12 protein-coding genes are annotated in these 12,822 nt (G+C 71.1%); 4 read left to right on the plus strand and 8 right to left on the minus strand.

The features are described from left to right. Positions 1-12: 12 nt before the first annotated feature. Positions 13-624 carry a riboflavin synthase gene (locus OQ789_RS15445; RefSeq protein WP_324686833.1) on the minus strand — a complete coding sequence of 204 codons (612 nt, stop codon included), beginning with the start codon at positions 622-624 and terminating at the stop codon, positions 13-15. A gap of 117 nt (positions 625-741) precedes the next feature. Here OQ789_RS15445 and OQ789_RS15450 point away from each other — a divergent pair, with 117 nt between their 5' ends. Both OQ789_RS15450 and OQ789_RS15455 read left to right on the plus strand, forming a co-directional pair. Beyond that, on the plus strand, positions 742-1,449 hold the full coding sequence (locus tag OQ789_RS15450) for an LppX_LprAFG lipoprotein (protein WP_420716122.1): 708 nt from the start codon (positions 742-744) through the stop codon (positions 1,447-1,449). Beyond that, the gene (locus tag OQ789_RS15455) at positions 1,446-3,026 is read left to right on the plus strand and encodes an MFS transporter (protein WP_324686835.1); all 1,581 of its coding nucleotides are present in this window, start codon (positions 1,446-1,448) and stop codon (positions 3,024-3,026) included. The genes OQ789_RS15450 and OQ789_RS15455 overlap by 4 nt, the downstream gene beginning before the upstream one ends. Here OQ789_RS15455 and ribD read toward each other — a convergent pair. The 4 genes from ribD to fmt all read right to left on the minus strand — a co-directional run bounded on the left by ribD (position 3,023) and on the right by fmt (position 7,268). Continuing rightward, on the minus strand, positions 3,023-4,048 hold the full coding sequence (ribD, locus tag OQ789_RS15460) for a bifunctional diaminohydroxyphosphoribosylaminopyrimidine deaminase/5-amino-6-(5-phosphoribosylamino)uracil reductase RibD (RefSeq protein ID WP_324686837.1): 1,026 nt from the start codon (positions 4,046-4,048) through the stop codon (positions 3,023-3,025). The genes OQ789_RS15455 and ribD overlap by 4 nt on opposite strands. Then, the gene (gene rpe, locus OQ789_RS15465) at positions 4,045-4,743 is read right to left on the minus strand and encodes a ribulose-phosphate 3-epimerase (RefSeq protein WP_420716123.1); all 699 of its coding nucleotides are present in this window, start codon (positions 4,741-4,743) and stop codon (positions 4,045-4,047) included. Before rpe ends, ribD begins: the two co-directional genes overlap by 4 nt. A 129-nt stretch (positions 4,744-4,872) precedes the next feature. Next, on the minus strand, positions 4,873-6,324 hold the full coding sequence (locus OQ789_RS15470; protein WP_324686838.1) for an RsmB/NOP family class I SAM-dependent RNA methyltransferase: 1,452 nt from the start codon (positions 6,322-6,324) through the stop codon (positions 4,873-4,875). Next, the gene (gene fmt / locus OQ789_RS15475) at positions 6,321-7,268 is read right to left on the minus strand and encodes a methionyl-tRNA formyltransferase (RefSeq protein ID WP_324686839.1); all 948 of its coding nucleotides are present in this window, start codon (positions 7,266-7,268) and stop codon (positions 6,321-6,323) included. The genes OQ789_RS15470 and fmt overlap by 4 nt, the downstream gene beginning before the upstream one ends. Positions 7,269-7,453: 185 nt before the next feature. Between fmt and OQ789_RS15480 the strand changes: the two genes are divergently transcribed. Then, a complete protein-coding gene (locus OQ789_RS15480; protein WP_324686840.1) occupies positions 7,454-8,281 on the plus strand; it encodes a class I SAM-dependent methyltransferase in 828 nt (275 codons plus the stop codon). Between the two features lie 6 nt (positions 8,282-8,287). On the opposite strand, the gene OQ789_RS15485 is transcribed toward OQ789_RS15480, so the two are convergent. The 3 genes from OQ789_RS15485 to OQ789_RS15495 all read right to left on the minus strand — a co-directional run bounded on the left by OQ789_RS15485 (position 8,288) and on the right by OQ789_RS15495 (position 11,780). Next, entirely contained in the window at positions 8,288-8,773 is a 486-nt protein-coding gene (locus tag OQ789_RS15485; protein WP_324686842.1) for a MarR family transcriptional regulator, read from the minus strand. 124 nt (positions 8,774-8,897) lie between these two features. After that, a complete protein-coding gene (locus OQ789_RS15490) occupies positions 8,898-10,910 on the minus strand; it encodes a primosomal protein N' (RefSeq protein WP_324686843.1) in 2,013 nt (670 codons plus the stop codon). Between the two features lie 72 nt (positions 10,911-10,982). Next, positions 10,983-11,780 (minus strand): lysoplasmalogenase, encoded by a 798-nt coding sequence (locus OQ789_RS15495; RefSeq protein WP_324686844.1) that lies wholly within the window; start codon positions 11,778-11,780, stop codon positions 10,983-10,985. Between OQ789_RS15495 and OQ789_RS15500 the strand changes: the two genes are divergently transcribed. After that, positions 11,779-12,756, plus strand: coding sequence for an alpha/beta hydrolase (locus tag OQ789_RS15500; protein WP_324686846.1), 978 nt, complete (start codon positions 11,779-11,781; stop codon positions 12,754-12,756). The genes OQ789_RS15495 and OQ789_RS15500 overlap by 2 nt on opposite strands. Positions 12,757-12,822: the final 66 nt, after the last annotated feature.

Consider the following 12,822-nt stretch of genomic DNA (forward strand, 5'->3'; position numbering starts at 1 on the left):
ACGGTCCCCGGATCACGTTGTGCCGCGGCGGTCCAGCAGCCGTTCAACATACTTGGCGATGACATCGACCTCGAGGTTCACCTGCGTGCCGACCGGAGCGCGGCCCAGCGTGGTCAGTTCCCGGGTGGTGGGGATGAGCGAGACCTCGAACCAGTCCCCCGGCTCACCGCCCAGCCCTGACACCGTCAGCGAAATCCCGTCGACGGTGATCGACCCCTTCTCCACGACGTAGCGGGCCACCTCGGCGGGCATCTCGATGCGCACCACCTCCCAGTGCTCGGAGGGTGTCCGGGCCACGATGCGCCCCGTCCCGTCGACGTGCCCCTGCACGATGTGCCCACCCAGCCGGCTGTTGACCGCCGCGGCCCGCTCCAGGTTCACCCGGCTGCCCACCCGCAGCTCGCCCAAGTTGGACCGGTTCAGCGATTCGGCCATCACGTCGGCGGTGAACTGCCCCCCGGGCAACAACTCGGCGACGGTCAGGCACACGCCGTTGACGGCAATCGAATCGCCATGGCCCGCATCGGCGGTCACGACGGCGCCGCGGATGGTCAGCCGTGCCGCGTCGGAAAGGACGTCGCGAGCCGTCACCTCGCCGAGTTCCTCGACAATCCCGGTAAACATCCTCTAAGGCTAATTGCCCGGTGCACAGGCTGATGAGCAGGGCAAACAGCGCGCCCGACCGACACCGCCACCCGGCGTTCACCGGGGCAGTCACCGGCACCCTTTACGATGCAGGGTATGCAGACCCGCCGCCGTATATCTGCCGTCATCGCATCCCTGACCCTCGCCACCGCCTTGATCGCCGGCTGTTCGTCGGGCTCGAAGCAGAGCGGCGGTCCGCTCCCCGACGCCACGACCTTGGTCAAGCAGTCGGCCGACGCCACCAAGAATGTGAAGAGCGCGCACATCGTGCTCAGCATTCAGGGCAAGGTCCCCGGGCTACCGCTCAAGACGCTGACCGGTGACCTGACCACCGCACCCGCCACCGCCGCATCGGGCAACGCGACGATCACCTTGGGCGGGTCCGACATCGACGCCAACTTCGTGGTGGTCGACGGGACGCTGTACGCCGCCCTCACCCCGAACAAGTGGAGCGACTTCGGCAAGGCCTCCGACATTTACGACGTCTCGGTGCTGCTCAACCCCGACACCGGGCTGGGCAACGTCCTGGCGAACTTCAGCAACGCCAAGGCCGAGGGCCGCGACACCATCAACGGGCAGAACACCGTTCGGATCAGCGGAAACGTCTCGCCGGACGCGGTGAGCAAGATCGTGCCGCAGTTCAACGCGACGCAGCCGGTGCCGAGCACGGTGTGGATCCAGGAGACCGGCGACCACCAGCTGGTCCAGGCCACGCTGCAGAAGAGTTCGGGCAACTCGGCCCAGATCACCCTGTCCAACTGGGGCGAGCAGGTTCAGGTCACCAAGCCGCCGGTGAGCCAGTGAGCGCGGAAACCGCCGTCCAAGCCGGTCACCAGGCCGGGCGCCGGGTAGCGATCAGCGCGGGCAGCCTCGCGGTCCTGCTGGGCGCCCTGGACGCCTACGTTGTCGTGACGATCATGCGCGACATCATGAGCGACGTTCACATCCCGATCAATCAGCTGCAGCGCATCACCTGGATCATCACGATGTACCTGCTCGGCTACATCGCCGCCATGCCACTGCTCGGCCGCGCTTCCGACCGGTTCGGCCGCAAGCTGGTGCTGCAGGTCAGCCTGGCTCTGTTCATGGTCGGCTCCGTGGTCACCGCGCTGGCCGGTCACTGGGGCGATTTCCACCTGTTGGTCGGTGGCCGCACCATCCAGGGCGTGGCCAGCGGCGCGCTGCTGCCCGTCACCCTCGCGCTGGGAGCCGACTTGTGGGCGCAGCGCAACCGCGCCGGTGTGCTCGGCGGTATCGGCGCCGCGCAGGAGCTCGGCAGCGTGCTGGGCCCGCTATATGGAATCTTCATCGTGTTCTTGTTCCACGACTGGCGCTACGTGTTCTGGATCAACGTGCCGCTGACCCTCATCGCGATGGTGATGATCCAGTTCAGCCTGCCGTCGCATGAACGAGTCGAGAACCCCGAGAAGGTCGACCTGGTCGGTGGTGTGCTGCTGGCGGTCGCTTTGGGCCTGGCCGTGATCGGTCTGTACAACCCGCAACCCGATGGCAAGCAGATTCTGCCGAGCTACGGGCTGCCGCTGGTGATCGGCGCGGTCGTGGTGGCGGTGCTGTTCCTGCTCTGGGAACGTTTCGCACGCACCCGCCTGATCGAGCCGGCGGGAGTGCATTTCCGTCCGTTCCTGGCCGCGCTGGGCGCCTCGCTGTTCGCCGGTGCCGCGCTGATGGTGACGCTGGTCGACGTCGAACTGTTCGGCCAGGGTGTGCTCGGACAGAACCAGACGCAGGCCGCCGGGCTGTTGCTGTGGTTCCTGATCGCGCTGCCGATCGGGGCGGTGCTGGGCGGGTGGATCGCCACCCGAGTCGGCGACCGGATCATGGCCTTCGTCGGGCTGCTCATCGCGGCCTACGGATACTGGCTGATTCATTTCTGGCGCCAGGACGTGATGAGCCAGAAGCACAACATTTTCGGCGTGTTCAGCGTGCCCGCGCTGCACGCCGACCTCCTGGTGGCCGGCATCGGCCTCGGCCTGGTGATCGGGCCGCTGACCTCCGCCGCACTGCGCGTGGTCCCGTCCGCCCAACACGGCATCGCCTCGGCCGCGGTGGTGGTGGCCCGGATGACCGGCATGCTCATCGGTGTGGCCGCGCTCAGCGCGTGGGGCCTGTACCGGTTCAATCAGATCGTGGCCGGCTTGACGGCCGCGATTCCGCCCGACGCCACCCTGCTGGAGCGCGTCGCCGCGCAGGGCACCATGTACCTCAAGGCCTTCGCCCAGATGTACGGCGACATCTTCTCGGCCACCGTGGTGATCTGTATCGCGGGTGCGCTGCTGGGTCTGTTGATCGGCGGGCGTAAAGAGCACGCCGAAGAGCCGGAAATCCCTGAGCCGCAAGCGGTTTCGTTGGGTGAGCGCTAACCGCTGCGCGGCACCAGGCTGAGCACCACGTCGGGTCCGACCCGGTCGATGCGGTCGAACTGCCAGCGCAGCGCCCGCGTGATGGTGGTCACCCCCACGTCGTCGACCGCGGTGACGGGCCCACCCAGCAGGGTCGGCGCCACGTAGGCCACGATCCGGTCGACCACCCCGGCCCGGACGAAGGCGCCCGCCAGGGTCGGCCCGCCCTCCAACAGCACATCGGTGCGGTCCGACACCGCCTTGAGCACTTCCAGGGGGTCGTGGGTGCGGATCAGCATGGTCCGCGAATCGTCGTTGAGAACCTTTGCCTCCGAGGGTATTTCACGCATCCCGACGACCACCCGCAGCGGTTGCCGGTCGGCCAGCGAGCCGTCGGGTCGCCGCGCCGTCAACGCCGGGTCGTCGGCCAGCACGGTGCCGGTTCCCACCACGATCGCGTCGGCGGCCGCGCGGCGTCGATGCAGATCCAGCCGCGAGGCCTCGCTGGAAATCCACTGGCTGGAGCCGTCCGCGGCCGCGCTGCGGCCATCGACGCTGCTGGCGTATTTCCAGGTCACGTGCGGCAGCCCGGTCCGTTGCTTGTGCAGCCACTCCCGCAGCGGGCCACCGGCGACCTCGTCGGCCAGCACACCCGAGCGCACCTCCACCCCGGCGTCCCGGAGCCGGCCCGCCCCACCGGCGGCCTCCGGGTTCGGGTCGGCCACGGCGTACACGACGGTGCCCACCTTCGCGTCCAACAAGGCGTTCACGCACGGTGGAGTTCTGCCGTAGTGGTTGCACGGCTCGAGCGTGACGACGACGGTGCCCCCGACCGCCAGATCACCGGCGCGGCGCAGCGCGCGGATCTCGGCGTGATCGCCGCCGGTGGGTTCGGTGGCGCCGACACCGACCACCTCGCCACCGGTGTCCAGGATAACCGCCCCCACCGGGGGGTTCGGGTACGTCGTTCCCTTGACCCGATTGGACTGCTCGATCGCCAAGCGCATGGCCGCGTCAAGGCCGTCGCCCGGAAGAACCGTCATCGACGCAGGTGCGGGGAGGCGGCGGCGGCCTGGCGCCGCAACGCCTCGACCGCGTCCTCCGGATTGTCGGCGCCGTAAACGGCCGACCCGGCAACGAAGCAATCGACGCCCGCCTCGGCGGCCTGTTCGATGGTGTCCGCGTTGATGCCACCGTCGATTTCGACCAGGATCGTCAACTCGCCCGCCTCGATGAGCTTGCGCGCGGTGCGCACCTTGCTGAGCACCTCGGGGATGAAGCCCTGGCCGCCGAAGCCCGGCTCCACCGACATGATCAGCAGGGTGTCGAACTGGGGCAGGATGTCCAGATAGGGCTCCAGCGGGGTTCCGGGCTTGACGCTGATCCCCGCTTTGGCGCCGGCCGCGCGGATATCGCGGGCCACCGCGATCGGATTCTGAGTGGCCTCAGCGTGGAACGTGACGTTGTACGCCCCCGCCTCGGCGTAGGGCGGCGCCCACCGGTCGGGGTCCTCGATCATCAGATGGCAGTCCATCGGGATGGTGGTGGCGGCCAGCAGGCTTTCCACCACCGGCAGCCCGAGGGTGAGATTCGGCACGAAGTGGTTGTCCATCACATCGACGTGCAGCCAGTCGGCGCCGCTCACTGCGGCGGCTTCGTCGGCGAGCCGGGAGAAGTCAGCGGCAAGGATCGACGGCGCGATCAGAGGCCCCTGCAACGGTTCCGAATGGCGAGCCATGAGCGCCAGACTACTGAGCCGCGCGGCCCGCCACACATCCGGCGCGGCCGGGTCCTTCGCGTCGCGACCCCGCTACCCCGCTCCGCGGCGCAGCGCGGCCGCGGCCGGGTCCTTCGCGTTGCGACCCCGCTACCCCGCTTCGCGGCGCAGCGCGGCCGCGAACATCGCGTCGGTGCCGTGCCGGTGGGGCCACAGCTGGACATGCGGCCCGTCCCCCAGGTCGGCGACCGGCTCGAACAGCGGACGGGTGTCCAGCGCGCTCACCGGGTGGCGGCGCAATGCGTCGGCGACCACGCCGACGGTTTCGGCCAGGTGCGGCGAGCAGGTGGCATACAGCACCACCCCGCCGGGGCGGGTCAGCGCGATCGCGGCGCCCAGCAGCTCGCGCTGCAGCTTGGTCAGCGTGGGCACGTCGGCGGGCTGGCGCCGCCACCGGGCCTCCGGCCGACGGCGCAGTGCCCCCAGCCCGGTGCACGGCGCGTCGACGAGCACCCGGTCGAACGTCGATTCCAGATCCGTCTGCCGCCCGTCGACCCGCAGCACATCCACCGGCAGCCCGCGCGTGTTCTCGGCCACCAGGTCGGCGCGCCGCGGCGCGGGCTCCACCGCAATGAGCCGGAACCCCGGGTGCTGCTGCACGCCCAGCGAGGCCAGCAGCGCCGTCTTGCCACCCGGCCCGGCGCACAGGTCCAGCCACCGGCCGCGGTCGTCGGTCACCGGCGCCAGTGTCAGCGCCCGGGCCACCAGCTGGCTGCCCTCGTCCTGGACCAGCGCGACGCCCTCGCGCACCGGCGTCAGCCGCCCGGGATCACCGCCCCCCAGGTACACCGCGTACGGCGAATAGCGGCCGACCGCCCCGTCGACCGCCTCCGCCAGCTCGGCGGCGGTCCGTGCGCCGGGGCGGGCGGCCAGATGCACCTGAGGCCGCTCGTCGTCGCTGGCCAGCAGCGCATCGAGTTCGGTCGCGGCGGCACCAAGCGCATCGGCGAAGGCCTGGGCGATCCACCGGGGGTGAGCATGGACGAACGCCGCGTGCCCAATCGGATCCCGCGCGGGGTCCGGGGCCAGCTCGGCGACCCAGCACCGCTCGTCGCGCCCGGAGATGGTGCGCAGCACTCCGTTGACGAAACCCGCTCGCGCGGAGTCGAATTCGATTCCCGCCTGCTCGACGGTGGTGGACACGGCGGCGTGCGCGTCGACCCGGGTGCGCAACAGCTGATACGCGCCGATGCGCAGCAGGTCGAGCAGTACCGGGTCGATGGCTTGCGGTGCGCGCCCCGCGGCCGCGCCGATGACGGCGTCCAGCAGGCCGCGGGTGCGGCAGGTTCCGTAGGTGAGCTCCGTGGCGAATGCCGCGTCGCGCCCGGTGACTCCGCGTTCGCGCAGCAGCGCGGGCAGCGCCAGGTTCGCGTAGGCATCGCGCTCGCTAACCGCCCGCAGCACGTCGAACGCGGCGGCACGGGCCGGGTCCAGCGGACGGCGCGGGGGCCGGCGGTCGCGCTGCTGGGGGCGCGGCGGCTTGCCCTCCGGCCGCCCGCGCTCGGGCCGCCCGCGCTGCGGCCTGTCGCGTCCGGGGCTCATGTCGCCCTCACCGCCGAATCAAGCCGGGCGCCCCGCGCCCAGTCGATCGCATTCATGAATTTCTTTCCGGGCGGCTGGATTTGGTCCAGGCACACCGGATCGGAACCCGTGCCGATCCAGACGCTCTTGCGATCGACGTGAATAGCTCCGGGCGGCAACGGTTCTGGCGGCACGGACGCGGCGGAGTCCTGCAACAGCCGCACCGGACCCAGCTTGAGGCGCAGGTTGCCGACCAACGTCCAGGCGCCGGGACTGGGTGTGACCGCGCGAATGCGGCGATCGACGACCAGCGCAGGCAGGTCCCAGCGCACTCGGGCCTGCTCGACGGCGATCTTGGGCGCGATGCTGACCCCGTCGGCGGGTTGCGGCACCGGCGTCAGCGTCGCGTCGGCGATGCCGTCCATTGTGGTCGACAACAGCTCCGCTCCCGAAACAGCCAGTCGCTCAAGCAGTTCCCCCGCCGTGTCGGTCGGCCGGATCGTCTCGGTCACCACCCCGTAGATCGGGCCCGAGTCCAGGCTCGGCTCGATCCGAAACGTCGACGCGCCCGTGATGTTGTCGCCCGCCGCGATGGCCGCCTGCACCGGCGCGGCGCCGCGCCAGGCGGGCAGCAGCGAGAAGTGCAGATTGATCCAGCCCCGCGGGGGCACCGCCAGCAGGGAGTCGCGCAGCAGCGCGCCGTAGGCCACGACCGCACAGCAGTCCGGTGCCAGCTGCGAGAGCTCCGCGACGAACTCGTCCGAGTTGGGCCGCGACGGCCGCAGCACCGGAATGCCCCGGGCGAGTGCCTCGCGGGCCACCGATGACGGCTCCGGCGTGCCGCGCCGCCCGACGGGTGCGTCGGGCCGGGTCAGCACCGCGATCACCTCGTGCCGCGGCGAATCGATGAGGCGGCGCAGTGCGGGCAGCGCGGGTTCGGGGGTTCCGGCGAAGACAAGACGCACCGGCCCAGTCTAGGAAGCGCCGGGCGCGGGCCGGACCCACCCGAACCGGCGTGAGATGCGTGCGTACACTATTTCCTAGGGCTATTATTTCTGGCAGCCACTAACGGTGGTCACAACCGGAGTGCCCGCTTCATTTCGACGACGAGGTCGAAGAGACCAACGCCTCCCCTCCCAAGGAGATCCAGATGAGAATCGACACCAAGATCAGCGACGCCTCGGTATCCGCAACGCATCGCACCGTATGGGCGCTGGGAGACTACGCCCTGATGGCCGAGGAAGTGATGGCTCCCCTGGGCCCCATCCTGGTCGAAGCCACCGGCATCGGCCCCGGCCTGCGTGTCCTGGACATCGCGGCCGGCTCGGGCAACATCTCGCTGCCGGCCGCCGCGACCGGCGCCACCGTGGTCTCCAGCGACCTCACCCCGGAGCTGTTGCAGCGGTCGAAGGCCAGGGCCGACCAGCGTGGCTTGACGCTCGACTACCGCGAAGCCAACGCGCACGCCCTGCCGTTCAGCGACGGCGAGTTCGACGTCGTCATCTCCGCGATCGGCGTGCAGTTCGCACCCGACCAGCAGCGCGCCGCCAACGAGCTGGTCCGGGTCTGCCGGCCAGGCGGCAAGATCGGCTTGATCAGCTGGACCCCCGAAGGGTTCTTCGGCCGCATGCTCGCCACCATCCGGCCCTACCGCCCGAGCCTGTCGCACCCCGTGCCGCCGGCGGCGCTCTGGGGACGCCCCCGCTACGTCGGCGCGCTGCTCGGCGACCAGATCGGCGACATCACCACGTCGCGACGCCTGTTGCCGGTCAGCCGTTTTGACAGCGCCGAGGCGGTGCACGCGTACTTCAAAGAGCACTACGGCCCGACCATCGAGGCATACGCGAACATCGGCCACAACCGGGTGCTGGCCGCCGAGCTCGATGCCCAGCTCGTCGAACTCGCGCAGCAACACCTGACCGAAGGCACCATGGGCTGGGAGTACCTGCTGCTGACGGCCGAGAAGCGGGCCGCCTAGCTAGCCCTACAGGTCGAGGTCGGCGTCCAGGTGGACGTCGGGCTCGCCGCCGGCAGCGGTAAAGGCCGTCAGGGCCCGCACCAGCCCGTGCCGCTCCGGCGGCGGCATCTTCGCCACGATGGCCGCGATCTCGGTGCGCCGGTGCGTGGTGACCTGATGGACGACGTCGCGGCCGCGGGCGGTGAGCGCGGCGAGCAGCTCGCGCCGCGACGTCGGGTGCGGCAGTCGGTCGATCAGTCCTGCGGCGACCAACCGGTCGACCATCCGACCGGTGGCCGACGGCTGCACGCCCAGAAGACCGGCCAAGGTTGCCAGGTTGACGGGGCCGCGGTTGGACAGGATCACCAGCGTCCGGAACTGCGGGATGGTGATGGTCTCGTCGACCTGACCGACGGAGCGAGCCGAGATGGCCATCAGCAAACGCGACGCCGTCAGTAGCGCGTCGGTGATGGCGTCCAAGGACTCGTCAACCGAGGTGTGGTCCGCTGCCATATCGCCCCTCCCCGGATGTTCCCGGCCTGTTGGCGGCCAAGGATTAGAAAGTGTAGCAACACTCTAATGTCGTACCACGGGATTATTGCACGCGAATATTATCTCCTATGGTAATGGTCAGGGGTCACCCGATGTGCAGCGGGTCAATCTGCACCCGGGCCGGTTCATGGGTTTGCCGGGCACTGAGCACACCGATGCCACGCCGCAGCGCCGCCGCCAGCGCCAGACCCTGTTGCCGGGGCACGCGCACCAGCATTCGCGTCACCGCGGCGTCGGCCGGCGTTCCGGCCGGGCGGCGCACGCCGACCGGAAGATCAACCGGCCCAAGCAAATCCGCGTGCAAGGATTCCCGGTCGGTCAGCCGGGCCTCGTCGAGCAGCGCCGTCACGGCACCGGCCGTCCCGTCGACGGCCGCAATGTGCACGCTGGGCGGCAGACCGACCTCAGCCCGGGCAATCAGCTCGGCCTCCGCATGCCCCACGGGATCCCAGCGGATCAGCGATTGCACCGTCGGAAGGGACGACTCGGCGACCACCAGCACCACGCCGCCATCGCCCCGGGCCCGCACCAGCGCCGCGGCGGTCATCCAGCGCCACAACGCGTCCTCCGCCGCGCGCAGGTCTTGGCGGCCCAGCAGCGCCCAGGTGTCCAGCAGCAGCGCCGCCCCGTAGCCGCCGGACGCCTCCGGCTCGGCGCCCGGCGTGGCCACCACCAGGGTCGGGCCTGCGCCGACCTCGGGGACCACGCCGTCGCCCGACGACACGATCACCGCCGTGCCCGGAAACGCGCGGCCGAGCTCCTCCGCGGTGCGGCGCGCACCGACGACGACGGCGCGCACCGCGTCGGACCCGCAGCGCACGCACCGTCGCGTCGGGTCGACGCGGCCGCACCAGCGGCACAGCAGCGCGGCGCCACCCTCCTGCAACGACAACGGGCCGGTGCAGTGCCGGCAACGGGCGATCGCGCGGCACCGCGCGCAGGCCAGCGACGGGACATACCCCCGGCGCGGCACCTGCACCAGCACCGCCGACCCCGCCTGCAGCGCCGAGCGGGCCGCGCGCAGCGCGATGGACGGGATGCGCGCCGTGCGCGCCGCCGGGTCGCGCTCGTCGGCGTAGCCGGTGTCGTCGAGGGCGGTCACCCGTGGCGTGCGGGCGCGCACCACCGGCCGGGGCGCGACGATGTCGTGCGCCCAGCCGCTGCGCACCAGCGCATGGGCCTCGGCCGTGCGCGCATAGCCGCCGATCAGCGCCGCACACCGGGCCTGGTGCGCGCGCAGCATCGCCACCTCGCGGGCGTGCGGATACGGCGCGCGCGGCTCGGCCAGGCTGTCGTCGGCGTCGGCCCACACCATCACCAGGCCCAGATCGCTCAGCGGCGCGAACACCGCGCTGCGGGTGCCGATCACCAACCGCGCGGAGCCGCGCAACGCCGCCAGCCAGCGCCGGTACCGGGCCGCCGGCCCCAGGCCGGCCGACAGGGCCACCACGCTGGCCTCGTCGATCCGCGCCGTCGCGGCCCGCCGCAGCGCGTCGAGGTCGCGTTGGTCGGGGACGATGGCCAGCGCCGAGCGGCCGCTGCGCACCGTTTGCGCGGCGGCCTCGGCGAAGCGGTCCGTCCACGACTCGCCGGGAAGTGCCTGCCAGACGGCCCGCGCGGCCCGCGACTCGGCCAGGGCGGCCAGGAACTGAGCGCCCCGGCCGTAGCCCTCCCAGGCCGACGGATCGACGGGCCCCGGGACCGCGGCATCCCGGCCCACCGGGGGTTCCCGCTCCACCCTGGCGTGGCGGGCCGGCACCGCCAGCCGCAACACGTCGGGGCGCGTGCCGGCGTAGTGCGCGGCCACCGCGTCGACCAGCCGGCGGATTTCCGGGGTGAGCACCGGTTCGGCCGACACGACGCGATCCAGCCAGCCCAGCTTGCCGGGATGGTCGGTGTCGTTGCGGCGCTCCAGTACGAACCCGTCGACCAGGCGGCCGTGGAAGCGCACCCGCACCCGCACCCCGGGCTGGGCGTCGTCGGACTGCTCGGCCGACACCAGGTAGTCGAATTCCCGGTCCAGATGTGGCACCGACAGCATCGGCAGCACCCGGGCGATGGGCTCCACCTCGACGGGCGTGCGCGCGCCGGTGCTCACCGCGACCGCCGAATCATGTTGTCATCCAATGCCTTACCGTCCGGGCCGCAGTGTAGCGGGCAGCGGTGACAATCAGTTCCCGACGGGCGGTGCCGCGTCCCCGTCTAGATCGCCGGGGTCGGCGGGCTCAGCGGGGTCGGCGGGAAGGTCGCGGCCGAAGAAGAAGCCGGCCGTGATCAGTATCTGGGCCGCCGCGTAGGACCACCAGACCGGCACCGCGAGAGCCTCGTTGCCCAGGATGAAACGCCCGATCGCGATCATCGAGTCCGAGGCCGCAAAACACAGCGCCCCGACCGCCGTCCAGATCGTCGGCAGCTTGGCCAGCAGGGCGGTGCACACCATCGCGGTCAGCACCACGATGTAGAGGGTCACCGGAAACGTCAGCCGCTGCGCGCCCAGGTGGGGCCAGAACCAGACCAGCAACCCGATCGACGCCGCACACATCAGGGCGACCGCGACGATGCGCACCGTCGACGGGCGCGCGTCCTGCGAGCCGCCGGCGTAAGCCGGAACCAGCGGCAGCAGCGCGAGCACAAAACACATGTGCGCCAACAGGAATGCCCCTAGACCCACCTCGAAGGACAACGACCACCACGGGATCGCCAGCACCCAGTCGCCGACCGCCGAGAGCAGCAGCGCCAGCATCAGCCACCGACGCTCACCGACCTTGGCGTGCGCCGCCGCGGCCAGCATCAGCAGCAACGCCATCGAGGCCTTGAACGCCGGCTGCAGCACCCAGTGACCGGTCAGTTCCATCCCCGGCGGGGAGCGCAGCGCCAGCACGGTCAGGAAGATGCCGTAGCCGAGGGCCAGCCAGCCCGCCACCACCCACGCGCCGGCCACCAGACGAGGTGCGTACGGTACGTCCATGCCCAGCTTGGACAACACAGCCGACGAGAAACCCGCTATCGACCCCATCCTGCAGAAGGTACTGGATGCGGTTCCGTTCCGGCTATCCGCCGAGGACGGAATCGGCGCCGCACGCCAGCGGTTCCGCGATCTGCCGCGCCGGCCGCTGCATCCCGAGCTGCGGGTCGAGGACCGTACGATTCCCGGGCCCGCGGGATCTATCGCGATTCGGATCTATTGGCCGCCAAGCTATTCCGACAGTCAGCGGCGTCACAACGCGGTGCCCGTGGTGCTGTATTTCCACGGCGGCGGCTTCGTCATCGGCGACCTCGACACCCACGACGGCACGGCGCGCCAGCATGCGGTGGGCGCCGAGGCGATCGTGGTGAACGTCGACTACCGGCTCGCCCCCGAGCACCCCTACCCCGCCGCCGTCGAAGACGCTTGGGCCGCAATGCGTTGGGTGGCCGACCACGCGGAGGAAGAACTGCACGGCGACCCGGGCCGGATCGCGGTGGCCGGGGATTCGGCCGGCGGCACCATTTCGGCGGCGGTGGCACAGCGGGCGCGCGACGACGGCGCTCCGCGACTCGCGTTCCAGCTGTTGTGGTATCCGTCGACCATGTGGGACGCGTCGCTGCGGTCGTTCGCCGAGAACGCCGCCGCGCCGGTCCTGGACGCCAAGGCCGTCGCGGCGTTCTCCCGCTGGTACGCGGGCGAAGTCGACATGTCCGATCCGCCATCGGGCATGGCGCCGGGGCGCGCGAAGGACCTGAGCAACCTGGCGCCGGCCTACATCGCCGTCGCCGGCCACGACCCCCTGCGCGACGACGGCATCCGCTACGGGGAACTGCTGAGCGCCGCGGGCGTCGCCGCCGAGGTGCACAACGCCCAGACGCTGGTGCACGGCTACCTGGGATATGCCGGCGTGGTGCCCGCCGCCACCGCGGCGCTCGAGCGCGGGCTGACCGCGCTGCGCGGCGCCCTGCACCGGTGACCCCCGGCGTACGGTAAACGCATGAGCGAGCCCACCCTTCCCGCCGAGGCCACCGCGCGCGGCCTG

The sequence above is a fragment of the Mycobacterium sp. 94-17 genome (assembly GCF_035617725.1).
Taxonomy (GTDB): domain Bacteria; phylum Actinomycetota; class Actinomycetes; order Mycobacteriales; family Mycobacteriaceae; genus Mycobacterium.

Excerpts from the sequence above, each read along its gene's own strand:
- OQ789_RS15495 (WP_324686844.1), bottom strand. The coding sequence starts at position 11,780 with ATGGACGTACCGTACGCACCTCGTCTGGTGGCCGGCGCGTGGGTGGTG.
- OQ789_RS15445 (WP_324686833.1), bottom strand. The coding sequence starts at position 624 with ATGTTTACCGGGATTGTCGAGGAACTCGGCGAGGTGACGGCTCGCGAC.
- ribD (WP_324686837.1), bottom strand. The coding sequence starts at position 4,048 with ATGACGGTTCTTCCGGGCGACGGCCTTGACGCGGCCATGCGCTTGGCG.
- OQ789_RS15480 (WP_324686840.1), top strand. The coding sequence starts at position 7,454 with ATGAGAATCGACACCAAGATCAGCGACGCCTCGGTATCCGCAACGCAT.
- OQ789_RS15450 (WP_420716122.1), top strand. The coding sequence starts at position 742 with ATGCAGACCCGCCGCCGTATATCTGCCGTCATCGCATCCCTGACCCTC.
- rpe (WP_420716123.1), bottom strand. The coding sequence starts at position 4,743 with ATGGCTCGCCATTCGGAACCGTTGCAGGGGCCTCTGATCGCGCCGTCG.
- OQ789_RS15470 (WP_324686838.1), bottom strand. The coding sequence starts at position 6,324 with ATGAGCCCCGGACGCGACAGGCCGCAGCGCGGGCGGCCCGAGCGCGGG.
- OQ789_RS15485 (WP_324686842.1), bottom strand. The coding sequence starts at position 8,773 with ATGGCAGCGGACCACACCTCGGTTGACGAGTCCTTGGACGCCATCACC.
- OQ789_RS15500 (WP_324686846.1), top strand. The coding sequence starts at position 11,779 with ATGCCCAGCTTGGACAACACAGCCGACGAGAAACCCGCTATCGACCCC.